The organism is Flavobacterium chungangensis, assembly GCF_042654045.1.
Lineage (GTDB): Bacteria > Bacteroidota > Bacteroidia > Flavobacteriales > Flavobacteriaceae > Flavobacterium > Flavobacterium chungangensis.
On record NZ_JBHSFY010000001.1, the window covers coordinates 650,991 to 677,528 of the forward strand.

24 protein-coding genes are annotated in these 26,538 nt (G+C 34.4%); 13 read left to right on the plus strand and 11 right to left on the minus strand.

What is annotated here, in order from left to right:
- Nucleotides 1–4: 4 nt before the first annotated feature.
- The 8 genes from ACFO3N_RS02895 to ACFO3N_RS02930 all read left to right on the plus strand — a co-directional run bounded on the left by ACFO3N_RS02895 (nt 5) and on the right by ACFO3N_RS02930 (nt 7,728).
- Complete coding sequence (locus tag ACFO3N_RS02895) at nt 5–358, plus strand: MerC domain-containing protein (RefSeq protein ID WP_095930228.1); 354 nt, start codon at nt 5–7, stop codon at nt 356–358.
- 10 nt (nt 359–368) lie between these two features.
- Entirely contained in the window at nt 369–1,274 is a 906-nt protein-coding gene (locus ACFO3N_RS02900; RefSeq protein ID WP_379795144.1) for an NAD(P)/FAD-dependent oxidoreductase, read from the plus strand.
- A gap of 206 nt (nt 1,275–1,480) precedes the next feature.
- Nucleotides 1,481–3,733 (plus strand): TonB-dependent receptor, encoded by a 2,253-nt coding sequence (locus ACFO3N_RS02905; RefSeq protein ID WP_379795145.1) that lies wholly within the window; start codon nt 1,481–1,483, stop codon nt 3,731–3,733.
- Nucleotides 3,734–4,064: 331 nt separating this feature from the next.
- Nucleotides 4,065–4,529, plus strand: coding sequence for a thioredoxin family protein (locus tag ACFO3N_RS02910; protein ID WP_379795146.1), 465 nt, complete (start codon nt 4,065–4,067; stop codon nt 4,527–4,529).
- A gap of 18 nt (nt 4,530–4,547) precedes the next feature.
- Nucleotides 4,548–5,723 (plus strand): lycopene cyclase family protein, encoded by a 1,176-nt coding sequence (locus tag ACFO3N_RS02915; RefSeq protein WP_379795147.1) that lies wholly within the window; start codon nt 4,548–4,550, stop codon nt 5,721–5,723.
- Between the two features lie 12 nt (nt 5,724–5,735).
- On the plus strand, nt 5,736–6,533 hold the full coding sequence (locus tag ACFO3N_RS02920; RefSeq protein WP_379795148.1) for a tetratricopeptide repeat protein: 798 nt from the start codon (nt 5,736–5,738) through the stop codon (nt 6,531–6,533).
- Between the two features lie 220 nt (nt 6,534–6,753).
- Nucleotides 6,754–7,188, plus strand: a complete 435-nt coding sequence (locus ACFO3N_RS02925; RefSeq protein WP_379795149.1) for an ArsR/SmtB family transcription factor — start codon at nt 6,754–6,756, stop codon at nt 7,186–7,188.
- Between the two features lie 129 nt (nt 7,189–7,317).
- A complete protein-coding gene (locus tag ACFO3N_RS02930) occupies nt 7,318–7,728 on the plus strand; it encodes a BrxA/BrxB family bacilliredoxin (RefSeq protein ID WP_111284876.1) in 411 nt (136 codons plus the stop codon).
- 159 nt (nt 7,729–7,887) lie between these two features.
- Here the strand turns inward: ACFO3N_RS02930 and ACFO3N_RS02935 are convergent, their stop codons facing one another.
- From ACFO3N_RS02935 to ACFO3N_RS02945, 3 genes are read right to left on the minus strand one after another with little or no spacing between them, the layout of a single operon-like run.
- A complete protein-coding gene (locus ACFO3N_RS02935) occupies nt 7,888–9,255 on the minus strand; it encodes an efflux transporter outer membrane subunit (protein WP_379795150.1) in 1,368 nt (455 codons plus the stop codon).
- Nucleotides 9,248–12,421 carry an efflux RND transporter permease subunit gene (locus ACFO3N_RS02940; protein ID WP_379795151.1) on the minus strand — a complete coding sequence of 1,058 codons (3,174 nt, stop codon included), beginning with the start codon at nt 12,419–12,421 and terminating at the stop codon, nt 9,248–9,250. The genes ACFO3N_RS02935 and ACFO3N_RS02940 overlap by 8 nt, the downstream gene beginning before the upstream one ends.
- Before the next feature lie 18 nt (nt 12,422–12,439).
- Nucleotides 12,440–13,585, minus strand: coding sequence for an efflux RND transporter periplasmic adaptor subunit (locus tag ACFO3N_RS02945; protein ID WP_379795152.1), 1,146 nt, complete (start codon nt 13,583–13,585; stop codon nt 12,440–12,442).
- 259 nt (nt 13,586–13,844) lie between these two features.
- Here ACFO3N_RS02945 and ACFO3N_RS02950 point away from each other — a divergent pair, with 259 nt between their 5' ends.
- The 5 genes from ACFO3N_RS02950 (at nt 13,845) to ACFO3N_RS02970 (ending at nt 18,590) form a co-directional block, all read left to right on the plus strand.
- Nucleotides 13,845–14,795 carry a polyphosphate kinase 2 family protein gene (locus ACFO3N_RS02950; RefSeq protein WP_379795153.1) on the plus strand — a complete coding sequence of 317 codons (951 nt, stop codon included), beginning with the start codon at nt 13,845–13,847 and terminating at the stop codon, nt 14,793–14,795.
- A 153-nt stretch (nt 14,796–14,948) separates the two neighbouring features.
- Nucleotides 14,949–16,307 carry an oxygen-dependent tRNA uridine(34) hydroxylase TrhO gene (trhO, locus tag ACFO3N_RS02955; RefSeq protein ID WP_379795154.1) on the plus strand — a complete coding sequence of 453 codons (1,359 nt, stop codon included), beginning with the start codon at nt 14,949–14,951 and terminating at the stop codon, nt 16,305–16,307.
- A gap of 24 nt (nt 16,308–16,331) precedes the next feature.
- Nucleotides 16,332–16,766: an IS200/IS605 family transposase gene (gene tnpA, locus ACFO3N_RS02960; protein WP_379795155.1), complete on the plus strand. Its 435-nt coding sequence runs from the start codon at nt 16,332–16,334 to the stop codon at nt 16,764–16,766.
- Between the two features lie 352 nt (nt 16,767–17,118).
- On the plus strand, nt 17,119–18,360 hold the full coding sequence (locus tag ACFO3N_RS02965) for a peptidase U32 family protein (RefSeq protein WP_379795156.1): 1,242 nt from the start codon (nt 17,119–17,121) through the stop codon (nt 18,358–18,360).
- On the plus strand, nt 18,360–18,590 hold the full coding sequence (locus tag ACFO3N_RS02970) for a ferredoxin (protein WP_278020076.1): 231 nt from the start codon (nt 18,360–18,362) through the stop codon (nt 18,588–18,590). The genes ACFO3N_RS02965 and ACFO3N_RS02970 overlap by 1 nt, the downstream gene beginning before the upstream one ends.
- Nucleotides 18,591–18,648: 58 nt before the next feature.
- Here the strand turns inward: ACFO3N_RS02970 and ACFO3N_RS02975 are convergent, their stop codons facing one another.
- From ACFO3N_RS02975 to ACFO3N_RS03010, 8 genes are all read right to left on the minus strand, one after another.
- Nucleotides 18,649–19,401 carry a hypothetical protein gene (locus ACFO3N_RS02975; protein ID WP_379795157.1) on the minus strand — a complete coding sequence of 251 codons (753 nt, stop codon included), beginning with the start codon at nt 19,399–19,401 and terminating at the stop codon, nt 18,649–18,651.
- A gap of 60 nt (nt 19,402–19,461) precedes the next feature.
- Nucleotides 19,462–20,526 (minus strand): ankyrin repeat domain-containing protein, encoded by a 1,065-nt coding sequence (locus ACFO3N_RS02980; protein ID WP_379795158.1) that lies wholly within the window; start codon nt 20,524–20,526, stop codon nt 19,462–19,464.
- A gap of 43 nt (nt 20,527–20,569) precedes the next feature.
- The gene (locus ACFO3N_RS02985; RefSeq protein WP_379795159.1) at nt 20,570–21,112 is read right to left on the minus strand and encodes a hypothetical protein; all 543 of its coding nucleotides are present in this window, start codon (nt 21,110–21,112) and stop codon (nt 20,570–20,572) included.
- A 19-nt stretch (nt 21,113–21,131) separates the two neighbouring features.
- The gene (locus ACFO3N_RS02990; protein ID WP_379795160.1) at nt 21,132–22,484 is read right to left on the minus strand and encodes an ankyrin repeat domain-containing protein; all 1,353 of its coding nucleotides are present in this window, start codon (nt 22,482–22,484) and stop codon (nt 21,132–21,134) included.
- Nucleotides 22,485–22,502: 18 nt separating this feature from the next.
- A complete protein-coding gene (locus ACFO3N_RS02995) occupies nt 22,503–23,684 on the minus strand; it encodes an ankyrin repeat domain-containing protein (RefSeq protein ID WP_379795161.1) in 1,182 nt (393 codons plus the stop codon).
- Between the two features lie 283 nt (nt 23,685–23,967).
- Nucleotides 23,968–24,816 carry a DUF2262 domain-containing protein gene (locus tag ACFO3N_RS03000; protein WP_379795162.1) on the minus strand — a complete coding sequence of 283 codons (849 nt, stop codon included), beginning with the start codon at nt 24,814–24,816 and terminating at the stop codon, nt 23,968–23,970.
- Between the two features lie 140 nt (nt 24,817–24,956).
- Nucleotides 24,957–25,319, minus strand: coding sequence for an SMI1/KNR4 family protein (locus ACFO3N_RS03005; RefSeq protein WP_379795163.1), 363 nt, complete (start codon nt 25,317–25,319; stop codon nt 24,957–24,959).
- Nucleotides 25,320–25,518: 199 nt separating this feature from the next.
- Nucleotides 25,519–26,328: a tetratricopeptide repeat protein gene (locus tag ACFO3N_RS03010; protein ID WP_379795164.1), complete on the minus strand. Its 810-nt coding sequence runs from the start codon at nt 26,326–26,328 to the stop codon at nt 25,519–25,521.
- Nucleotides 26,329–26,538: the final 210 nt, after the last annotated feature.

A 26,538-nucleotide genomic window follows, 5' to 3' on the forward strand; every position in this document is an offset into this window, starting at 1 on the left:
CATAATGAAGAAAATAAGCACATCCTTTTACGATATTTTAGGAATTTCGAGCGCGACCATTTGTCTGGTGCATTGTTTGATTTTTCCTCTTTTAACGATTCTCCCTTTAGGCTTGAGTCACAACCCAATTATAGATTTACTATTTGCTTCGATAGGTTTATTTGCAATTCTCAAAATTATAAAAAAATCAGCTCTCTTGGTCTCGTCAATTTTGGTTGTTTCAATGGCGCTGATTTGGATTAGTATTTTGACTGAACTCTTTTTCGAAATTCATCTTGATCTGATCTATTTTGGAGGAATCGGAATGATCATCGGACATTTAATCAATTACAAATTACATAGAAAACAAAATCATTAAAAATAGAAATATGGAACAGAAGCATTTTGAAGTGATTATCGTTGGTGGCAGTTATAGCGGATTATCTGCTGCAATGAGTTTAGGACGTTCCTTGCGTCAGGTTTTGGTTATCGACAGCGGTTTGCCTTGCAACAGACAGACACCGCATTCTCATAATTTTATTACTCAAGATGGCGAGAAGCCAACAGTTATTTCGGCGAAAGCCAAATTACAAATCGAGATTTATAAAACCGTTCAATTTTACAATGGACTTGCGATAAAAGCACTTAAAACAGAAGGCGGTTTCGAGATCATAACCGAATCAGGAGAAATCTTTACAGCGAGAAAAGTATTGTTTGCAACGGGAGTCAAAGATTTGCTTCCTAAAATTGAAGGCTTTGCAGCTTGTTGGGGAATTTCGGTTTTGCATTGTCCGTATTGTCATGGTTATGAAGTTAAAAACGAGAAAACTGCAATTATAGCCAATGGTGAAATGGGATTTGAATTTGCTAAATTAATCTCCAATTGGACAAAAGACCTGAGATTATGCACCAACGGAAAATCGGAATTGAGTTTAGAACAAACACAAATTCTTAAAAATCATGGCGTTCAGATTTTCGAAGAAGAAATAGATTCTTTTGATCATAAGGAAGGTTATATTAAAAAGATCATTTTTAAGAACGGAGAAAGAGTGGAGGTAAAAGCTATTTATGCCAGACCGCCTTTTGAGCAACATTGTCCAATTCCTGCAACTTTGGGATGCGATAGTAGCGAACAAGGTTTGTTAAAAGTAGATGGCATGCAGAAAACAAATATTCCAGGCATTTTTGCTAGCGGAGATTGCACAACACAAATGCGATCTGTAGCAATTGCGGTTTCTACGGGTTCTTTTGCTGGAGCGGTCATTAATAAAGAGCTTATTGACGAAGATTTTTAATGCATTTGTAAAATTCTCTCGCAAAGTCGCCAAGTTTATAAAAAAGCTTTGTGACTTAGCATCTTTGCGAGATTAAAAAAAATGCTTGCGATTCTTAAAATGGAAAATGTAACATATTGAACTCAATCAGTTTGAAAATTTTTGTTTTAAGGATGAATGTTTGTCAAATATAATTTTTAGTTTTGTCTAAATTTAATTTTATAATAATGAAATATTTATTTTTGACAATATTAATAATTTCAACACAAAGCATTTTCTCTCAGAATATTTCTGGGAAAGTAGAAAGTATACTTCCTATTGGCCAGGAAATTACCATTCGTTTATTAAATACAAACTTTAGAACACAAACCGATTCTTTAGGACTTTATAAATTAGAAAATATTCCTAGCGGGACATATAAAATAAATGTAACCTCAACAGGATTCAAACCCATAACGCAAAGAATTTCAGTTTTAGAAAATGAAAATCTAAATTTGGATTTTGAATTAGAAGAAGATCAAAATGAATTGAACGAAGTGGTAGTTTCGGGAACTTTAAAACCTGTAAAACGATTAGAAAGTGCCGTTCCCGTTGAGGTATATTCGCCAACTTTCTTTAAGAAAAACCCAACCCCAAGTATTTACGATGCGCTTCAGAACATAAATGGTGTCCGCCCACAGCTCAATTGTGGCGTTTGTAATACGGGAGATATTCATATAAACGGATTGGAAGGTCCCTATACTTTGGTTATGATAGATGGAATGCCAATTGTAAGCAGTCTTTCGACAGTTTATGGTTTGTCTGGAATTCCGAATTCTTTGGTGGAACGAATCGAGATCGTAAAAGGTCCAGCTTCGTCTCTTTATGGGAGTGAAGCCATTGGTGGCTTGATTAATATTATCACTAAAAATCCAACGAATGCACCGACTTTTTCTGCTGATTATTTTACAACTTCTTATTTTGAAAGCAATCTCGATTTAGGAACGAAATTTAATGTTGGAAAAAAAGCGACTTCGCTTATCGGAATTAATTACTTCAACTACGATCAGGTTATAGATAAAGACAAAGATAATTTTACCGATGTTACGCTTTCTGAACGTATTTCGGTTTTTAATAAATGGAGTTTTAAACGAAATCATAATCGATTATTTACCATTGCAGCACGAGGAATGTATGAAGATCGTTGGGGAGGAGACATTCGTTGGGAGAAAAAATACCGTGGCGGAGATGAAATTTACGGCGAAAGCATTTACACCAAAAGAGCCGAATTAATTGGAAGTTACCAATTGCCATTTGAAGAAAAATTGATGCTTTCCTTCTCTGGAAATGTTCATTATCAGGACAGCCGTTACGGGACAACATCTTATATTGCCAATCAGAAAATTGGATTTTTACAGCTGACTTGGGATAAAAAAATCGGACGAAACGATTTATTAGCAGGAATCGCAAGCCGATATACCTATTATGACGATAATACGACTGCAACCAAAGAAGCTGAAAATACTTGGCTTCCAGGAATTTTTATTCAGGACGAAATTACCTTTTCTCCAAAAAGTCAGGTTTTGTTAGGAATGCGTTACGATTACAACTCTATTCACGGATCTATTTTTACACCAAGATTTGCCTATAGATTTAAGGCAAGCGAAAACACTATCTTTAGATTAAATGCTGGAACGGGTTTTAGAGTAGTGAATTTGTTTACCGAAGATCATGCGGCGTTGACGGGTTCAAGAGATGTTATTATCAAAAATGATTTGAAACCAGAACAATCTGTAAATGTCAATTTGAATTATATCCAGAAAATCAATTTCGGAAACGGAACGTTTATGGGAATTGAAACGACTGCTTTCTATACGAGATTCAGTAATAAGATTATTTCAGATTACGAAACTAATCCAAACGAAATTATCTACGACAATATTGATGGTTATGCGATAAGCCAAGGAATCAGTACAAATGTCGATCTTAATTTTCCTTCGGGATTAAAATTTATTGTTGGAGCAACGGTTTTAGACAACAAAAATGTTGAAAACGGAATTTCGGAAAGACCTTTTTTGACTGAGAATTTCACCGGAACTTGGAGTGTTTCATACAAAATTCAACCTTGGAATTTATCCATGGATTATACGGGAAATGTTTACAGTCCGATGAAATTGCCTTTGTTGAGCGAAACCGATCCGAGAAGTCCAAATTCGCCTTGGTATAGCATTCAGAACATTCAGTTTACGTATTCAGGATGGAAAGATTTTGAAGTTTATGGAGGAATTAAAAACCTGTTGAACTTTACACCAAAACAAAATAATCCGTTTTTGATTTCGAGAACAAATGATCCATTTGATAAAAATGTTCAATATGATTCGGCAGGAAAAGTATTAGTAACACCAGATAATCCATACGGATTGACATTCGATACCACTTATGTTTATGGACAGAACCAAACTATTCGCGGATTTTTGGGATTACGATATACTTTTAGGTAAATTTATAGGCCACAGATTACGCAGATTAAGAGGATTATACTTTTTGTCAGGCTGAGCGATGTCGAAGCCCCGTTCCAATTGGAGCGCCCTTCGACTTCGTTCAGGGAGACAAACGAAGTGAAAATCTTTTCTAATCATTTTAATCTGTGGTTAAAAAGCAAAAAATCTATGTCTCGATGTGTTTAAATTTTTTTAGAAAGATTATTTTTCTTTGTCAGGCTGAGCGAAGTCGAAGCCCCGTTTCAATTGGAGCGCCCTTCGACTTCGCTCAGGGAGACAAACGAATTGAAACAATCTTTTCAAATCCTTTTAATCTATGGCAAACAAAACAATGAAAAAGCTAGCTCTACTTATTTTCATCTTCTCGATAACTTCAACAGGATTTTGCCAATTAAAAAGCAGAACTTTTGAAGAAATAGATAGCTTGCAACAAATTCAGAAACGAAAAATCATTGTTTTCATCCATACCGATTGGTGTCAGTTTTGCCAAAGAATGAAAGCGACAACTTTCAAGAATCACGAGATTATAGAAAAACTAAACTACGATTTCTATTTTATTGATTTCAATGCAGAGGAAAAACGAGATGTTAGATTTAATAATCACACTTTTAAATTTCAACCTTCGGGAAATAATATTGGTGTTCATGAATTGGCTTTGGAGCTTGGAACGATAAACAATCAAATAGCATATCCTATTTTATGTGTTTTGAACGATAAGAATGAAATTATCTTTCAATACAACAATTATATGGCACTAAAAGATTTTAAAGCGCTATTAGAAAATCTGGAAAAGTAAATTTTCTTATTTTTGAGAATGAATTCTTCACAAATCCCACATTTCGACTACATTTTTACTGGAGCAGGACTAGCATCTTTGATGACGGTTTACAAAATGGTTTTGTCTGGAAAATTCTCCGATAAGTCGATTTTACTGCTCGATAAGGATTCAAAGAAAAGCAATGACAGAACTTGGTGTTTTTGGGAGAAAGAAGAAAGTGTTTGGAATTCGGTTATTTCAAAAAAATGGGATTCGGCCTTATTTGCAAATGAGAATTTCAAACGCGATATGGATCTCAAACCCTATTCATACAATAAAATCAAGGGTTTAGATTTTTATGATTTTGTTTTCAAAACCATCTCAAAACAACCGAATATTACTTTTTTAAACGAAAAAGTGACCGACATCAATGAATTGGAAACTCACTTTTTTGTTGGAACAGAAGAGAATCGATATACTGGCAATTATCTTTTCAATAGCATTTATACTAAGGCTTTCGCCGAAAGGCAAAACAAATATCCCGTTTTGCAACAGCATTTTGTGGGCTGGTTTGTAAAAACGAAAGAGGAAGTTTTCAATCCAGAAGAAGTCACTTTCATGGATTTTTCTGTTGAACAAAAAGGAAATACACGATTTATGTATGTTTTGCCGACTTCAAAAACCGAGGCTTTGGTTGAATATACTTTGTTTTCGGAAAAACTCCTTCCGAAAGAAGAATACGAAAAAGCAATTGAACTTTATCTGAAAAAACTAGGAACAGAAAACTACGAAATTCTCGAAAAAGAGGAGGGAAGTATTCCAATGACTTGCTATGCTTTTTGGGAGAAAAACACCAAGCGGGTTTTGAATATTGGTACGGCTGGCGGCTGGACCAAAGCCAGTACAGGTTATACTTTTAAAAACGCAGATAAAAAATCTTCAGACTTGGTGGAGTTTCTTCAAAAGCAAGATTTCGAAATGAAAAGCTTTCATAAGAAGTCTAAGTTTTGGTTTTACGATTTATTGCTTTTGGATATTCTCTATCGTCATAACGAACTGGGAAGTTCTATTTTCTCTTCTTTATTTCGAAAAGGAAATCCAAAACTGATTTTCAAATTTTTAGATGAAGAAACAAGTTTTTCTGAAGATGTTAAAGTTATTTTAAAGTGTCCAAAAATCCCATTTATTAAAGCGTTATTTAGAGTGATTTTTCTTTCAAATAAATCTAATTAAAAAACGTAACCATTGAAAAACATTATCCTAGGATTTAGTTTATTTTTTACCCTTTTATCGTTTGGACAAGTGTCTAAAAACAAAGCACAAGATGAGATTGTTACCCAATATCTCGACAGTTGTGCTTATAAGCATAATTATGTTTTTGAAATGTCTGAATGGCAAAGCTGTATTGACGAAGGTTTGAAAAAAGACAGTACAATTGCCTATTTATGGCAACAGAAAGCAATGCCGTATTTTAAATGTAAAAAGTATGAAGTTGGAATGCCTTATTTGGATAAAGCGGTATTGTATGATGAAGAACGCTGGCTTTCTTATCGCGCTTTTATGAAATGTATTTTTTCACATAATTACAAAGCAGCCATTGTTGATTTTGATGAAGCTATAAAATTATATGGAAATAGCTACGTTATGGACCATTCATTTAATTTTTATAAAGCGCTATGCTATCTTCAGTTAAATGAATACGAAAAAGCAGAAAAGCTTTTGGATGATTATGTGAATGATATTTATAAAAACAGACAGCAACTGGAGCATCCTACGGCTTATTTTTATCAGGGAATTGCAAAGTATGAACTTAAAAAATGGGATGAAGCAATTGCTGTTTTTGATAAAGCATTAAAGATATATCAGGAATTCTCAGATGCTAAATATTATAAAGCGATTTGCTGGCTTAAGCAAGGTAAATCTAGGGATGAAGTTATTGCATTGGTTGGCATAGCAAGAGAAGATGCTTCAAAAGGATTTTCGATTAATGAAGACAATACTATTTATGAGACGTATCCGTATCAAAAGAAATTTGGCAAATAGAATTTTATAATCGTAAAAAATAGTTGATAGCCCAAAGTACGTGGTTTTTATTATAACAAAACAGAAGCTGGTGCGAATAAAATGTCTTATTGTTTTATTCTAACGACTTTTAAGGGTAGTTATAGATTTGCATTGCATTTAGATTTGTTAATTGTTTAAAGAGATAATATGTCTCTTATGATAGTCAATTAACGATAAAAGAATTTGTAAATTAATAAGAATGACCAAGCCTCTAAAATTTGATGAAGAAACAGAAGCAATAGCTGAAATTTGTAAGGCACTCGGTCATCCGACTAGAGTTCAAATTATGACTCTTCTTTGGAAAAGAGATCAAAGAACCTGTGGTGAAATAGTGGAATTAATTCCATTGGCGCAATCCACAATATCTAAGCATTTGCTAGAGCTAAAAAAGGCAAATCTGGTTACTATACAATATGAAGGCAAAAAGACCATTTATTCTGTTGGGGTAGATAATATTAATGCTTTAAAAAAATATTTCAGCAGTTATCTTTCGACAATTGAAATTTCTGAAGAAAATAAAGAGACAGTTCTAACTACTAAGCATAAAGTAAGAGGAAGGAATAGTCATTTGAAGAAATATAATTATCAGTTTTCGCATAAAAAATCAAAAGAAGAAACCGAAATTCTTATTTAAAAATTGGAGTACTGATACTATATTAAATTTAATATTAAACTATAACAAAACTTTATACTTGAAAGTAACTAGTTGCGAGTAAACTTTGTAACTTTGCAGTTCAAAAGTAAAATTTTAAAAGACAAAAATATGTATCCACTAGACATGGTAAAACCAATGGAAGCTGAATTAACAGCTGCAGGTTTTCAAGATTTACATAGTGCTGAGGCTGTAGAGAATGCTATTAAAGCTGAAGGTACCACTTTAGTTGTTGTAAACTCTGTTTGTGGTTGTGCTGCAAGAAATGCACGTCCAGGAGCAAAAATGAGTTTAGATAATGCTAAGAAACCAGATCATTTAATTACTGTTTTTGCAGGTGTAGACAAAGAAGCTGTTGATGCTGCAAGGCAACATATGTTTCCATTTCCTCCATCTTCGCCATCTATGGCTTTGTTTAAAAACGGAGAATTGGTTCACATGTTAGAGCGTCACCACATCGAAGGACGCCCAGCTGAATTAATCGCTGAGAATTTACAGGATGCGTTTAACGAGTTTTGTTAATTTTAAGATACTAAGTTGCTAAGATTCTGAGATACTAAGTTTAGGATTAAAGCGACAATGATTTAAAACTAAAAAGCACTATTTTAATAGTGCTTTTTGTTTTTTTATACGTCTCGCTTCAAAAAACTTAGAATCTTAGTATCTCAGAATCTTAGCAACTTAGAGATTCCACCCTCCGCCAAGTGCTTTGTACAATTCAACCATGGAGCTTAATTGTCTTTCAGATAATTGTGCTAGACTTAATTGTGCATTAAAAAGATTTGTTTCTACGTCTAAAACTTCTAAGTAAGAAACGTAACCGCTATCATATCTTTCATGAGAAAGTTTGAAGTTTATTAAAGCCGCCTGAACTTGTCTGTTGCGGGCTTTCCATTCTTCTTGATAAGTTCTAACGTTTTGTATCGATTGTTCTACTTCAGAAACGGCACCTATATAGGTTTGTTGATAAAGAAACTTAAACTGTTCTGCTTGTTGTCTGTTTATTTCAACTCTTCTTTTGTTTTTCCCGAAGGCAAATATTGGCCCTGCAATTCCACCAGAAGCATTTTGCATATAAGAACTTCCGAGAAATAGATTACTCAAATCGGCACTGGCAAATCCGGCAATGGCCGCTAGATTAATAGACGGGAAACGCATGGCTTGAGCTACGCCAATTCTTTCGTTTGCTGCCGCATATCTTAATTCGGCCGCTTTGACATCGGGTCTGTTTTCTAATAAGGCAGACGGAATTGATAATGGAATTTTACTGACGATTTGCAACTCCGTATTGCTTTTTCCTCTAGGAATTTCAGAAGGAAGCTGACCAGTAAGCAACGCAATTGCATTTTCTTGATAGGTTATTTGTCTTTCAATGTTAGGAATTGCCGCTTCAGCAATGGCAACCTGTTGTTCAATCTGCACTTTGTCTACTTCTGAGATGTAGCCTTTTTCGAATCTTTCGGTTATAATCTGATAGTACTTCTCTCTTGTTTCAAGGGTATGTTTGGTTATTTCCAGCTGATCATCAAAATTTCGCATCTGAAAGTACGCTATTGCAATATTGGCAACAATATCAGACAATATTACTTTACGAGCTTCCTCTGTGGCAAGAAGTTCATTTTTAACAGCATTGTTTTCATGACGATATTTTCCCCAGAAATCAAGTTCCCAAGACATGCTAGCACCAGCTGTAGATGGAGTAATATATTTCTTGTTGCTGTTTATAGTAGCTCCATATTGAAAAGACGGAAATAAATCGGCTTTAGTATAACCCAATTCAGCACGAAACTGCTCAATTCTCGAAACCGCAATTTTTAAATCGTAATTATTCTCAAGACCTTTTTGGATAAGACCTTTTAAAACATCATCATTAAAAAGATCAAACCATTTTAAATTGGTTACCGAAGCGAGACTGTCTAAATTTCTTTCGTTTCTATAAGAATCTGATTTTAACTGCTCAGGTTTTTTATATTTTGGTCCGACCATACATCCTACAGGAAATAAGGAAAGAACCAATACAATAGCGATTATCTTATATTTCTTACTCATGGTCTGTAGTATTTGATTCTACATTGTTTTCTCCTGTTGCGATTGTTTCTTCTTTCTTATGTCCAATTTTTTCAATCATAACAAATAGACCTGGTACAATTAAGACACCCAAAACGGTGGCGATCAACATGCCGCTAAACACGGCCATTCCCATTACAATACGAGCTTGTGAACCCGCACCTGTAGCGGTCAGTAACGGAACAACTCCAAGGATGAAGGCAAAAGCAGTCATCAGGATCGGTCGAAAACGAAGCCTCGCGGCATACATTGCCGATTCGTAAAGCGGTTTCCCTTTCTCATATTCTTCTTTCGCAAACTCAACGATAAGAATGGCATTTTTTGCCACTAATCCGATAAGTAAAACGAGTCCAATTTGAGCAAAAACGTTATTGACGTAAGCATCACTTCCAAATCTTGCCAAAAGCAGTCCTAAAAAGGCTCCAAATACGGCGAAAGGCGCTCCAAGGAGTACACTAAAGGGCAGTTTCCAGCTTTCGTATTGTGCGGCTAGGATTAAGAATACAAAAACCAATGCCATAATAAATACGGAAGATCCTCCAGGCGAATGTTTTTCCTGATAAGACAAGTTGATGTAATCGTAACTCATATCTGCTGGCAAGGTCTGTTTGGCCACTTCTTCTAATGCAGTTAAAGCCTGTGAACTACTGTAACCATCATTTGGACTTCCTCCAATTTCAGCAGATCGGAATAAATTTAAACGATTCGTAAAATCAGGTCCAGATACTTTGGTTGCTGTAACCAATGTGGAGACCGGAAGCATGTCGCCTTTATTGTTCTTCACATAAATCATGTTTAGATCTTCTGGTTTCACACGATTGACAGCTTCTCCTTGCACATAAACTTTGTATTGGCGTCCAAAACGGTTAAAGTCATTTACATAACTTCCCCCTAAAAATGCCCCAAGAGCTTCGGTGACTTTAGAAACAGGTATTCCTAATTTCATCGCTTTGTCATTGTCAATATCCAGTTTGATCTGTGGAGTACCAGCATTAAAAGTGGTATAGATTCGTTTTATTTCAGGACGTTGCTGTGCTGCTGCAATAAAATTTTGTGTCTGTTCTGCTAAATATTGAGGTGTATTTCCTCCTCGGTCTTGTAGCATTAAACTAAATCCTGCAGAGGCGCCAAGACCTTGAATTGCGGGCGGACCAAATGAAAAACAGGTCGCGGTTGTAATTTGAGTGGCCAATTTTTTATTGAAGCGATCTACAAACTGTTTAGCCGTTTCTGCTCTGTCTTCCCAAGGTTTTAAGGAAATAAAAATAAAAGCGTTGTTGGGCTGATAAGAGTTGGTAAGCATACTAAATCCGTTTATCGTAGTATAAGATAAAATAGATTTTTCTTCTTTAAGGAAACTATCAACTTTTTTCGATATTTCATCGGTACGCTGTAAAGATGATGCTGGGGGCAAAGCAATATTTACTAAAACATATCCTTGATCTTCTTCAGGAATAAACCCTACTGGAATCTTTTTGCCTAAAAGGACAATTGAAACGAGAATTACAGCTAACAAAACAACTATACGAATTGCTTTTTTGGCGAAAAATGTTGCTCCACCAATATATTTTCCTGTAACATTTTCGAAAACCCTATTAAACCAAGAAAAGAATTTAGCTAGCCACCCTTTTTGCTGATCTACAGGTTTTGTTGGTTTTAAAAGCATGGCACAAAGTGCGGGGCTTAAGGACAAAGCACTAAATGCCGAAAAGGCGACCGAGACGGCAATGGTTATGGCGAACTGTTGATAAAAACGTCCCGTTATTCCAGGTGTCATAGCAACTGGGATAAATACGGCGCAGAGGATTAATGCAATTGCAATTACGGGTCCAGAAACGTCTTTCATGGCCTGAATAGTCGCTTCCCGCGGATTTTTCCCATGTTCGATATGATGTATTACAGCTTCTACAACCACAATAGCATCATCGACCACAATACCAATCGCTAATACTAATCCTAAAAGCGAAAGTGTATTGATAGAAAAACCTAACATTGGAAAAACGGCAATAGTACCAATTAAAGAAACAGGAACGGTAATTAACGGAATTAGAGTAGCGCGCCAATTTTGAAGGAATATAAAAACCACCAAAATAACTAGTATAATGGCTTCAAATAGGGTATGTACAATATCATCAACTCCTGCAGTAATAGCCAATGTTGTATCTAAAGACTCTTGATAAACAATGTCTTGCGGAAATCTTTCAGACAATTGTTTCATGGTTGTTTTTGCCATTTCTGCCACATCAAGAGCATTACTTCCGGGCATTTGATATAAAGCAATAACTGCACTTGGAGAACTGTTTCTTCTGGCTGTTGAGCTGTAATTTTCGGTTCCTAATTCAATTCGGGCAATATCGGTCAATAAAACCTGAGCTCCATCTTCTTTGCTTCGAACTACGATATTTCCAAATTCTTGTTCGGTTACTAATCGGTCTTGGAGTGTTACACCATATGTGAATTCAGTATTTGGAGGCGCGGGTTCAGCTCCAAATTTTCCTCCTGGGCTAATCATGTTTTGCGCATTCAGCGCATTTTTAACATCTTCAACCGTTACGCCGAGTTTATTCATTATGTCTGCCTTAAGCCAAATACGCATAGAATAATCGCTTCCTCCAAAAAGGGCAACCTCTCCAACTCCTTTTATACGAGCAAGTTGGTCAACAACATTAATGCTGGCGTAGTTATTTAAAAACTTGGCATCATATTTTGGATTATTGGATGTAATGGTAAATAACATCATCGGGAATGAAAGGGACTTTTTTACCACTACACCCTGCTGTTTTACGCTTGAAGGCATAAAGGGAGCAGACTGGTTTTGTCTGTTTTGCGTTAGCATATTGGCATTGTCCAAATTTGTACCTACGTCAAAAGTTACCTCAATGGTACAAGCACCATCAGAAGTATTAACTGATTTCATGTACAACATGTTTTCTACACCATTCACTTTTTGCTCGATAGGAGTAGCAACTGCCTGTTCTACATTAAGCGCATTTGCTCCTGTAAAAGAAGTAGTGATTTTTACAACTGGCGGATTGATATCCGGATATTGCGAAATAGGTGTTTTTTGCAGTGCCAGTAATCCAAGTATCACAATAATAATACTAATAACAATGGCAACAATTGGTCTTCGGACGAAAAATTCTCCCATAATAGTATGTGATTTAGATTACTTTGTAGCTACAGTTTCTGGATCGCCCAATTGCCATTGAACAATTTTAGGAGTAATAACACTTCCGTTTTTCAACAAAGAAGTACCTCCCATGGCTATCTTATCACCTGGTTTTAATCCTTCTTCAATAATATAACCGTTTTTAACAGAAGGACCTGGTTTTACAATCTGCATTTGGACTTTATTATCATTGCCCACTACATAAACTTGGTAGATTCCTTGGACTTCGATAACAGCTCGTTGCGGAATAACAATGGCTTCTTTGCGAATGTCGGTAAGCAAAGCGACTTTTACATATTGACCCGGACGTAGTAATTTATCGGGATTAGGAAATGCTGCTTCAAATGTGATAGCTCCCGTAGAAGGATCGATTTGTCTGTCGGCAAAACTTACTTTTCCTTTTTCTGGATAAGTAGAACCGTCAGATAATTTTATAGTGACGATTGCACCAGAGCCTTTTAAGGCAGAATTTGGTTTGTTAAACTCTCTAAAGAGGCGCAGAAATTCCTGTTCGCTAATAGTAAAGCGTACTCTCACATCGCCAAGATCAGAAATAGTGTTTAAAATAGACATGGCACCAGGTCTTACATAATCACCAACACGAACTTTAGAAATACCGATTAATCCTGAAATTGGGGCTAAAATTTGGCAATAACCCAATTCGATTTTAGCATTTTGTACAGAAGCATCAGAAGCTTTTATTTGAGCTATTGAAGCAGAATATGCTGATTTTGCCGAAACTAATTCTCGCTGGCTGACCGCATTCATTTTGGCCAACGGAGTAATCATATCCAAATCTGATTTGGTTTTAGATAATCTTGCCTGTGACTCTGCCGCAATTCCTTGCGCTTCGTTAAGTTTTGCTTTATATGGCAAAGGATCAATTGTATAAAGGACTTGCCCTTTCTTAACAAAACTTCCTTCTTTGAAATTCATACTTTCAATAATACCATCAACTCGTGGGTTAATTTGTATATCCGATTGACCAAAAGTCTGCCCCGTATATTCAGATTCTAAATTTACATCTTGCTGTAAAACTGTTGTAACTGAAATTTCTAATGGTTTGGGGCTTGGAGGTGTTTCTTTTTTGCAAGAAATCATCAAAAGACTTAGTAAGATTGCTGAGGAGTAGATTTTGTTCATTGTTAAATTCTTTTAGATAAAATTCATTAAATACAACTAATTAAAAACCAGTAAAGTGCATTAGCTAAGTTAGCGTTTTTTTGGTTAGGTGGTTAAATATTGTGCGAATTTTGTTAATTTTAGTTAAAATTACATCTATCTGTTTATCAGTTGATAATGTAAAGTCGGATGAAACGCCATTTATTGCCGATAAACTGCATTTTTGTAAGAATAGATTATTCAATGAACAAGAAATAATAATTCAAAAACTTTTGTAATTATGTCAAAAAATAATAAGAAAAAACACCAAAAAGAAGATGATGATGATTTAAAAAAATTAAATAAAAAGGAATTATTACATCGGGCAAAAAAATTTTCTGAACAATATTGTGTTGGAGACGATAAGAACTTCACATTAAAGGACAAACCAACTTCTTACTCTATAGAAGGAGATAAAACACAGGTTAGAAAAATATTAAAAATGGGAGTCAAAGCACTTGCTGCCATGCAGGATATTTTGTACGCACAAGATAAATGGTCGGTTCTTATTATTTTTCAAGCCATGGATGCAGCCGGAAAAGATGGCGCAATCAAACATGTCATGTCGGGTATAAATCCGCAAGGCTGTCAGGTTTCTTCTTTTAAAGGGCCAAGCTCAGAAGAATTAGACCATGATTATTTATGGCGCTGCCAGAAACATCTTCCAGAAAGAGGCCGAATAGGAATTTTTAATCGTTCTTATTATGAAGAAGTGCTTGTAGTTCGGGTTCATGAACAAATATTGAGAGGTCAAAAGATTCCAGAAAAATTGATTACAAAAGACATTTGGGATAATCGTTTTGAAGACATTCGAAACTTTGAAAAATATCTCACTAGAAACGGCACCATTGTGATTAAGTTTTTTCTGAATCTTTCTAAAGAGGAACAAAAGAAAAGATTTATTGAAAGGGTTGATAATCCTGATAAAAACTGGAAATTTAGTGCAGCCGATGCCAAAGAACGAGGCTATTGGGATGATTATATGCATGCGTATGAGGAATTAATTAAAAATACATCGACCAAAAAATCGCCTTGGTATGTAATTCCTGCCGATGATAAATCGTATGCTCGAATTGCGATTGCTTCTGCAATTATTCATGCGTTAGACGAAATGGATCTGGAATATCCTAAAGTAAGTCCAGAGAAAATTGCAGAACTCAATGAGGTTAAGAAAGCATTGTTAGAAGAATAGGCAATAATAGAGTGTTTTTAATTTCGTAAGATGTTAAAAAAATCAGATAATTAGAGCAAGACCATTTTTTATCTCAAAATAAACCCTAAATTTGCCGCTGATTTTAAAGAAAATCTAAAAAACATATATTCTTAACTTAAAACTGTTTATAGCATGCAACTGTATAACACTTTGAGCGCAGAAGAAAGAGCTATCATGATCGATGATGCAGGACAACAACGACTTACGTTGTCTTTCTATGCGTATGCCAAAATTCAAGATCCACAAAAATTTCGTAATGACTTATTCGTAGCCTGGAATGCCCTTGATGCATTAGGACGAATTTATGTTGCCAATGAAGGAATAAATGCTCAAATGAGTATTCCTGCCGAAAATTTGGAGGCTTTTAGAACCACTCTTGAAGTTTATGATTTCATGAAAGGCATTCGTTTGAATGAAGCTGTAGAACATGATGACCATTCGTTTTTGAAATTAACAATCAAAGTGCGTCACAAAATTGTTGCAGACGGTTTAAACGACGATACTTTTGATGTAACCAATATAGGCGTTCACTTGAAAGCCAAAGAATTCAATGAGATTTTAGATGATCCGAACACGATTGTAGTTGATTTTAGAAATCACTACGAAAGTGAAGTGGGGCATTTTAAAAATGCTATTACACCAGATGTGGAAACTTTTAGAGAAAGTCTTCCAATTATCAACGATCAGCTTAAAGATCACAAAGACGATAAAAATCTAGTAATGTATTGTACTGGAGGAATTCGTTGCGAAAAAGCAAGTGCTTATTTCAAACACCAAGGTTTCAAAAACGTTTATCAGTTAGAAGGCGGAATCATTAATTACGCTAAACAATTGAAAGAAGAAGGTTTAGAAAGCAAATTCATTGGAAAAAACTTCGTATTTGATAATCGTCTAGGCGAAAGAATCACAGATGATATCATTTCGCAATGCCACCAATGCGGGAAACCTTGTGATAATCATACAAATTGTGAAAATGATGGTTGCCATTTATTATTTATTCAATGTGATGAATGTAAAGCGGCAATGGAAAACTGCTGTTCTACAGAATGTTTAGAAATCATTCATATGCCTTTGGTTGATCAAGTTCGTTTAAGAACTGGAAAACAAGTTGGAAATAAAGTGTTCAGAAAAGGAAAATCTGAAAATCTAAAATTCAAACATTCAGGCGAACTGCCAGAAACTGCTTTGGCAACGGCACAAAAACCAGCCGATATTCGTCAGAAAGTAAAAGTAAAAAAAGTACTTCTTGGGAAAGCTGAGCATTACTATGTTAAAGCACAAGTTGGACAATTTACAGTAGAAAATCACGAATTAAACAGTGGTGATAAAATCCTTATTTCTGGTCCAACTACTGGAGATCAGGAATTAGTTTTAGACAAAATCATTGTTAACGGCGCAGAAACTCAATCTGCAAAAGTGGGTGATAAGGTTACTTTTGAGGTTCCTTTTCGTATTCGTTTGTCAGATAAATTGTATAAAATCGTAAATTAGCAAAATTTTTATGCTAATTTATTTATGTCACAATCGTTTACCAAATTATGGATTCATGTAATTTGGGCTACCAAAAATCGTAAGGATCTGATTGATTTTTCAATTGAGAAATCCCTTTACGATTGCATTTGGCAAGAGTTAACAGAACTTGGATGCCCAGTTAGAATCATCAACGGAATGCCAGATCATGTGCATGTTTTATTTTTACAAAATCCACAAAAAACTATCACAGATATTGTAAAGCAAATAAAAGGAAGTTCTTCTCATTTTATGAATAGAGGAGAATTTATCCTTGAAAAATTTGCGTGGCAAACTGGCTTTGGTGCTTTTTCTGTCAGCGAATCTCAGTTAAATGCTGTTTACAATTATATTAAAAATCAAAAACAACATCATCTTAAGAAAAATGGACAAGATGAATTTGATGAGTTTGTAAAATTGCATGGGTTAGGGGATAAATGATCGCTTGACGCAGCGACACGTTCCCCGTGGTTGAAACCACGGGCTATATTTGAAAAACATTTGCAAAGAAAAACATAGCCTGCGGTTTCAACCGCAGGAACGCAAAGTATATCCGCAAAGATTATAGGTCTTGGAATTGCAATGTGTAACGACACGTTCCCTGTGGTTGAAACCACGTGCTATATTTGAAAAACATTTGCAGAGAAAAACATAGCCTGCGGTTGAAACCGCAGGAACACAACGTATATCCGCAACGATTTACAAATAATTTTTAAGATATAGACTATGATATATATCATAGAAATCTAATCTATACCCGCATTATTTTTGTCATTTGAATAATAAATCAAAAATGACGATTAACAATACAATTGAACTCATGGCTCCTGCTGGGAATTTTGAGTCGCTTCAGGCTGCTTTAGATAATGGCTGTGATTCTGTATATTTTGGTGTTGAACAACTCAACATGCGTGCAAGATCAACAGTTAATTTTACTATTGAAGATTTAAAAGAAATTGCCAATCGCTGCGAAGCCAAAAACGTTCGAAGCTATCTTACTTTAAATACCATTATTTACGATCACGACCTATCTGTCGTAAAAACATTATTGACGAAAGCTAAAGATGCTAATATTACTGCCGTAATTGCATCAGATCAAGCGGTAATCGCAATGGCAAGATCGATTGGAATGGAAGTTCATATTTCGACCCAATTGAATGTAACGAACATCGAAACCATTAGATTCTACAGTTTATTTGCCGATACCATGGTTTTAAGTCGTGAATTGAGTTTACGTCAAGTAAAGAAAATTACGGAACAAATAGAAAAAGATCAGATCAAAGGCCCGAACGGAAATTTAGTAGAAATCGAAATTTTCGGTCATGGAGCTTTGTGTATGGCGGTTTCAGGAAAATGTTATTTGAGTTTGCATTCGCATAATTCGTCAGCAAACCGAGGAGCTTGCAAGCAAAATTGTCGAAAAAAATATACTGTTATTGATCAAGAAACAGGTTTCGAAATCGAATTGGATAACGAATACATGATGTCGCCTAAAGATTTATGTACACTGGATTTCTTAGATCAAGTAATAGATTCTGGAATTCAGGTTTTAAAAATCGAAGGTCGTGGACGTGCGCCAGAATATGTGGCAACAGTCATTAAAACCTATCGTGAAGCAATCGATGCGTATTACGAAGGCACTTTCTCAAAAGAGAAAACGGCAGTTTGGATGGAAGCGTTAAATACTGTTTACAATCGTGGTTTTTGGTCAGGCTATTATTTGGGACAAGAATTAGGAGAATGGAGCAATATTCCTGGATCTGCAGCAACTCAAAAGAAAGTGTATGTTGGAAAAGGAACACATTATTTCCCGAAAGCCGAAGTTGGACAATTCAAAATAGAAGCTTACGATATTAAAGTCGGAGATAAAATCTTGGTAACTGGACCAAGCACAGGAGCTCAGGAAATGATTATCGACGAAATGTTTGTGAACGATCTTACGGCAGAAAAAGCAACAAAAGGAGACGATTGTACCTTCAAGCTTCCGTTTAGAATCAGAATGTCGGACAAACTGTATAAAATCGTTGAGGCATAATGGTTATCATTACTTTACAGAGAGACAAATGCATTGGTTGTAATTATTGCGTCGAAATGGATCCGATTCATTTTCAGATGTCGAAAAAAGACGGAAAATCGGTATTGCTTCATTCGCAGAATGCAAAAGGATTTTTTACTTTAAAATCTCCAAATCATGCCATTGTCGAAAGTTGTGAACTCGCCGCAAAAGCTTGCCCAGTAAAAATTATTACGGTTAAAGAAACTTAGAAATAGCTTTTCAAACTAAAAACCCTATTTTGTAACATTACAAAATAGGGTTTTGATTTTATTCTTCCGAAAGATGAAGCTCATCAAAATCTTTAATTTCAGATAATTTAAGAAGTTTGGTTCTTTTAATTTTGCTTTCGCTTTTTTCAAAAACTTCATCCTCATCATACGTGTTTTCATTGATGTTATGATTTACAATCTTTTTTCGAGTCAGAAAATTGATGCTGGCCTCTGTAAGAACAATAGGTCCGCGATTACTGCTGGCATCATAACCAATTAGTTCAAAATCTGAATTTTGATATCTAAAAGTATACTGCCAATAGCCATATCGTCCGTGAGCATAGTTTATGTATAATTTTCCGTCTTTTATTTCAAAGTCAAGTTCGGGAGCGTAATAAACGCCGCCTTCTTCATTTTCAGAAGAAAAACAGTCATAATTTTTAGCAGCCAGTTCGTAGCCGTTATTTTTATTTAATAATGCTATAATTCCTCTGCGGTTTCGGTCTAGTTCTCCACGATATTCGTGTTGAATGACTTTACTTTTATCAGTTCCTTTAATAATTAGAATGTAATCTTCACGCCCATCTTTATTAAAATCCCCCTTAATGGTATCAAAAGGGACATATCCTTTCGGAATAAAATCTTCAGGTTTTTTCTTTATTTCGATTGAAGCTGTATCTGTTTCAAAAACTTCTGGAACAGTTGGAATTTCTGTAACCTCAGAAGATGCTGTTTTTTCTTTGGTTTTGTTGCAACTTGAAAATCCAGTAAATAGTAAAACAAGGACTGTAATAAGTAGGTTTCTAATCATAATAGTTTTTTAGATTTCATAAGAAAAACATTGTTGTATCGTTCAAAATGTTTTATAATCTTATCTTTTGTAATTGGGTTGGCTTAGCAAAATCGGTGTCGTATTGGCAAGAACCCATTTAGTTGCAAGTTCGCATAAAAAATTAAGTTCGTCGATTTCTCCGTCTCCATTTTTGCGAACATCTTTTATAATTAAACCAGCTTTTTCAAGTTCGTCATCAGACAGTGAATTATTTGAGGACAAATGGATCAAAAAGGCATCCAACATTTTTTTAAAATCGATATTCCAATTTCCACCGCCATTTCTGTATATTTCATCTCGTACTTTTCCTGAAATGCGCACGATTTCGCCTTGTACGGTTTTTGAACTGCCCTTTGACGGTATTAAGAGTTCCCATAATTCTTCAAATTGTTTTTCCCAAGTTGTGCCAGTTACAGAAATGGGAGATACGCCATCATGTAGTATGCGCCTTTTTACAGGCGGTACATGAAACATTTCATAAAGTTGGTTTAAGGCATTATCTGTTTCTTCTAAATAATCTTTGTTGAAATTTTCTCTATGAAATTCAAAGTCTTCACCCTTTCGAACAACTGCATCTTTCATGGACTGAGTTATTTCGACATCAGATTTTAAAAGTATTTTTGATATTTCGGCCAAATTTTTAAGGTCAATGTTATTTGCTCTAACCAAAGCACGCTCCAAAGGAGTTTGTTTGTAGGTATTCAATGCATTGGTGTCTGCTCCATATTCTATCAAATTTTTGACAGCATCAACATTAAAGCCACTCCCACTTGCAAAATGTAAAGGAGTATCTCCATAATTGTCTCTTGCATGGATGTTGGCACCGAGTTCTAATAAAGTTGAAATTTTACCAGTTCGTATCATTGCGTTTTGATGTAATGCAGTACGGTTATAAGTATCAACGGCTTCTAAATCTGCACCATTTTGCACTAGCCAATGTATAAGCTCATCAGGAATACCCCAAAAGCTTAATGCTGTTGTTTTCCCGTAGCCGCCTCTTGCATCCAATTCGCAGGTGTCAAATACTGCTTTCAAAGCTTCAATGTCTTTCTTCTCAATTAATTCGTTAAAATTTTTCGGAAGTGTTTTCTTTTTCTTTGCCATTCTACCAGTTTCTTTTTAAAATCATTGGTCAAAATACTTAATTTTAGACTCCAATTTTAGCATTAATATTATGCTTTTCAACATAGGCTTTTGCCGCATTCATCAGTTTTGCAAATTTTGCATCAATTTCACTTTGGGTTGAGGCGTCAAAATCTGAGATTGCTTTTTGTATTTGCTCTGGCGAAGCTTTTTCGTCTTTTAGTTTAGCAATTGGCAAATAGCCTTCTTTTTGTTTGGCGATTGCATAAGAAAATAAATCTTTTGAAGCTTGGAGAAGTTCTTTGTTATCATCATCTTCTGCAATATCTTTAATAGTTTGAAAACGGGTTTCTAGATTGGTAATGTCATATTTAAAAGCATCATAGTAAGAAGAAGGAACCATCTTTTTTTGGTTCTCATCATACACCTGTGCTTCTGATTGCAGTTTTTCATTGATTTCTTTGCTTCCAAAACGAGACAATAAATTCGAATTTAAAGCAGCAATTTCAAAGGTTTTTTCTGGCGAAAGGTTGGTGCAAGATGTAGAAACTATGCTCGAGGCAATTAATACTAAAAATAGAGTCGTGGCATTTAAGATTTTTTTCATTTGTGAGTTTATTTATTATTTATCCTTTTAAAATTTTACTTTTCTCAGCATCAAATTCTTCCGAAGTTAAAATTCCAGCATCTAAAAGCTCTTTTAAGTCTAGTAATGCTTTCTTCTTGGCTTCCATCGAATTTGAAGTGTCTGCTTTTTGAGCTTCGGTCTGCGGTACAGTGTTTATTGGATTTACGGTAGTTCCAGAAGGAGCATATTTCAAAATCAATTCTGTAATTTCATTGAAACCTTTTACATTCGAATAGTCAATTGCTTTTTGCTCTTTTACATTTACGATGGAAGCATCGGCTTTATTGTCTAATAGATATTTTACAACATCTTTCTTTCCGTTTGCAGCGCTGTAGTGAAGGGGTGTATTTCCGGATTCGTCTTGAATATTGATATTTGCTCCAGCTTCAATTAGTAGTTTTACCATACTCAGATTGCCTTTTTTGGTTGCAACATGTAGAAGACTTTCTCCTCCGTAAGTATAAGAATTATTTAAGGTAAAACTAGATTCGTTAGAAATATTGGTTGCACTGACAATCCAATCTAGATAATCATTCATTGAAGAAGTATCATTGGCAACTGGTTTGCTGTAATTCACATCGACGCCATTTTCTAAAAACAATGCCACGATCTCCTTTTGATTATTTGCGCAAGCGTACCAAATAGGAGAGTATCCATTATTACTTGAAGTGAATACATCTGAACCTCTTTCAATCAATAATTTAGCTAACATTCTATTGGTTTCGTAGCATGCAATTAAAAGCGCATTTTCTCCAGAATGATTCGTATGATTGATAGCCGCGCCGTTATCCAAGAGTAACGTTACCATTGGCAATGACTTTGTATAACATGCGTAAAGTAATGGTGTATTGCCTTGTTTATCGGTTACATTAATGTCGGCACCTTTATCTAAAAGCAATTGGATAATTTCACGGTTTAGTTTTGCAGAAGCCAACAACAACGGAGTTTCTCCATTGTTATTTAGTAAGTTAACATCAATTCCCGCTTCAAGCAACTTTGTTGCAATTTCGATTTGAGCAGTCTGTACCGTTAAGTGTAAGAGGCTGTTGCCATTTTTATCGTTGATTTCAACTTTGGCACCACTGTCCAACAAAAATAAAGCGGTCTGTTTTTGCTTTTGAAGACACGCAAAGAACAAAGGCGTTTCTCCTGCATGATCTTCATAGTCGATATCGGCTCCATCTTCAACTAATAGTTTTACAATATCCAGATACCCTCTGTGTGCGGCATAATGCAAGGCTGTTCTTCCTTTTTCGTCGGTATATTTTACATCTACTTCTTTATTTTGAAGCAGTAATTCAGCTATTTTTCGGTTGCCGTTTTCACAGGCAATTATAAATGACATTGACATAGAATTGTGATTTTAAATTTAGGCTTTCATTAAAAGCTCAACAGTTTTAACTTTCAAATTGTCTGTAGAAGCAAGCGCAAGAGCAGTTTCGTCTTTATCGTTTGTAATCTCTTTATCTGCACCATTCTCCAAAAGCAGTTTTACTTTTCTGTAAATTTCTTTTGCTGCTTCAGCATCATAATTCACATTATAGGCGCAGACTTTGTGCAAAATGGTATTGCCTTGATTGTCTTGTTCGTTAATATCAATTGCCCCGCTATCTAATGCCGATTTTAAAATACCCGATTTTTTCTCAGCAATATAATCGATGCCTGATTTCGGATTTCCGTAATATTGGGCACAGTGATTTAAGTCGGCACCATCTGACAATAGTCTTTGTAAAGAATTGAGATCATTCTCCGAATCAGACATCATTCGGATAAATTCAGTCAATAAAGTTCTTCCGTCTTTATTGATGCTGCTGAAATCTGCTGAAGAGGATTCGGCTAAAAGTTCGTACATCGGAATAGAAAACTGCTCGCCAACCGCGTAATAGAAAGAACTATTTTCCTGATTGTCTTTTTCGTTAGGATCTGCTCCGTTTTCTAATAAGGTCGGAATGTATTCTTTTTTGTTTCTTTTTACAGCGTACATCAGCGGTGTTGTACCCACTACATTTTTCTCGTTGATGTCGACCCCGTTTTCGAGAAGTATTTTAATATATTCTTTGCCTTTTTCAGCATTTAAAGAATAATTGTTCACGATTTTGTGAATTAGATTTTCCTGAGCGTTGTTTTGGTATTGCGCATTGCATCCAAAATCTTCTATTAAGCTTTTAATGACTTCTGGAACGGCTTCTTTTTCTATAAAATAACCCAATAAAGTCTGATCGCTGATTTCGTCATTAAAATTGTCGACTTTTGACATTATCTCTTTGAAGAAAGAAAGAGATTCTTCGTCATTTTTTATGTTTCGGGCAAGTGGGTTGAATATAGATTTGTCAAAACTGTCCAATTCGTAAATATCGGTTTCAATAAAGCCAGCTTTTATTAGCCGTGCGATGAAATCAATTTCTTTGGCTTCTATAATTTTGGCGGATATTTGAGAAAAATTATTTTTAAGATATTGATCGTTAAAGTTTTCTCCGTTATTTAGGCATTCTCTGGCCTCGTCAAATTTTCCCAGAAAAAGGAAATTTTCAATCTGGTTTTGTGTTGACATCCGAAATATATTTAAAAATGATTAAAAGTTTTACTCACAATTTTGGCTTGTAATTAGTGGCTTCACAAACATTGTGTAAGATAAAACATAAAAATGAGAAATATATTTCAGGATAAAAATTAAAAACGGCTTTTTATGTTAAGAAATAGACCAAATAGAGATTTTTGGTTTTTTTTTGGTCTGATTTTTTGAAAAAATAGAGGAAGAGTATATTTTAAAAGAAAACCCTATTTTGCAATGGAGCAGAATAGGGTTTCTTTTTATGGAATTTTTTAGCATTTTTTTACCCTGCTATATTTGCTGAACCTAATCCTGTCTTTATGTTTCCTGATAATTCTATTATATGTCCATAAAATATATTGTCATCGTCATAATAAGCTATATAATCTCCTTCAAAAGTTATAACAAGTTCTGAAAGACTTATTCTTTTTATGAAATCATTTTCTGTTATTTCTTCATTTTCTTCTTCCAGCCAATCGTTTGCTAAATCAATAAGTTGTTTTCCTGCAAATGTTCGAAATTCAAAATCTCGTTTTTCTTGTTCATTGAAAAATTGATTTAGTAGCTCTAACGTTTTGGTCCAACTATTTTGATCTTCAATATCAACATCCAAAGAAACTGAAATGTACTCATTAAGCCATTTAATTTCTCCAAAGAAACATTCATAATCTTTATTGAGTTCAAATTCTCCTAATTTATCATCAACGATTTTTACAGGATTTCTATATTCTGTTAATATGGAAAGTAGTTCATCATTTTCAACATCTTCTTTTAGAACTTCAACAACCATAAAACGATTGTATGCAGACGGAAGCATTCCCTCTGGAACTATTTTATCAATAAGTTCTCGTATTTTAAGATGATATATAGTTCCACTTTTAAAGTAGTAAGGAAAAGAAATGCCATTTTCATCTTCATCTTTATCGGATATTAGCCAATTAATGCGTCCGTCTTTATTTTTTAGCTCATTTGTATCTAAATCGATATAAGCTAAAAAATATTGGCAAGCGTCCCAAGAATTGTAGAATTTAGCTGCTCCTCCCGATTTGTCACTTGTTAGTACAAGTATTTCTTTTTCTATGTTTTGGTATTTGCTTGAGAAAGAATCGTAATCTTTATTTTTTGTAAACATGATTTAATTGGTGTTTTTAAGTTGCTTTTGGCACGTGTCAAAAAGTGGAAAATTAAAAAGTTTTTTCTAGCTTAAAAATAGATAGAATATTTTAAGCATTATGAGAGTCTAGTTTCCTAAAACTTGAAAATCATTATGCTTTAAATATCTTCTGCTAAATCGGAAATGAATAAATCAAAAGATTTAGAGACATATTCAGGTTCTTCGTCATTCAATAACCAAATGTATACGCAATTAAAATCTTCTTTTTTTAAAGATAAGAGAAATAAATTCCCTTCATAATCGTACGCAAATGGAATCATTTGGTTTAAATTTTCGAAGTCATCTGTTACATCTTTATAAAGTCGTTCAATAGGAAGATCGCCGTACTTTATTGAATTGAATCCTCCCAAAGTAAAGCGATTATGACTTCCGTCAGGGAAAAAGCCTCCATTGTTTAAAAAATAAAATTCCTTAAACGAATTGGGTAATAAACAATTAAAAAGTTTCTCAAACCCGATCACGCAGATTTATCTTAGCAACGATAGCGCGGATTTGCAATCCGTGCCCGCAAAGATTGGTTTATTCTCTTTGTAAATATAAAAAGTACATTAATTTGTGTAAGTTTTATTTTAATGATTTGTTTTGTGTCTTACTGTTGCAGGCACGGATTGCAAATCCGCGCTATCGGTGTTGTAAGACAAATAGAATAAGTTTATTTTTTTAAATCATTTTTAAAAGGTGCCTTGCATTTTCATTTTTAGGATTTATTTCTAAAGCTCTTTTACTATTTATTTGCGCTTCTTCCATATTCCCTAAGCAATATTGCGAAAGCGAAATTCCATAAAAGACACTGTCATCTTCGCTGTTTATTTTGGATGCTTTTTCATAATATTCAACAGAATCTTCATAATCTTTAATATCGTAAGAAAGAGCACCAAGGTTATAGCAAGCTTTAAAATGATTTGGATTAATTTTTAAAACTTCTTTTAGTTTAAGAATTGCGTTTTCAGCATCTCCTAAATAATCAAAACAAATAAATTGTTTGTATAAACTGTTTTCTATTTCAATCTTAATATCAATACATTTATCAAACGCCATTATCGCTTTATCAAATAAATTGTTTTCTAGTAGTTCAACTGCGTAATTATAAAGATTAACTTGTGTTAAATCATATGTTTTATTTTCAAGTTGATTCGAAATTATAGGTTTTGATGGATCTATATTGCCAATGTCCCAGCCATCAAATGATTTGATTTTTTCAGAATTAGCAAGTTCATCAAATTCTACTAATTGTTTTAATAAAGTTTCTTTTGTGTGTGTTTCTGCTTTTTCAATATGCAATTGAAAGATTCCTTCTTGATTTTTAATAAAAACAGGCTTAAATGATTTCTTCTGTAATTTTAGGGCTAAATTTTTTAACTTTTTATTGTCCTCATCTATAAAAAAAGGTTGATTTGTATCTACGCCCATTAATTCCAAATGAGAAAAAATTTTAGTTATATTTTCAATTCTGTCGTTTGTATTTTCCATATTTCTATCCAATTTTTGGTTTTAAAAAATTATCTGCAAAATTAATTTTGAAAATTATTGAAAACGACCTCAATAAGTCATAAAGCAAACAGAATAAGCCTTTTATTCAGAGAAGAATAAGTTATTTTTAACAAAGAATTTTAAAACTATAATTTTTAAAAATTGGCTCAATCTTTATTTAACAACCCTTTACAATTAATCTATAAATAG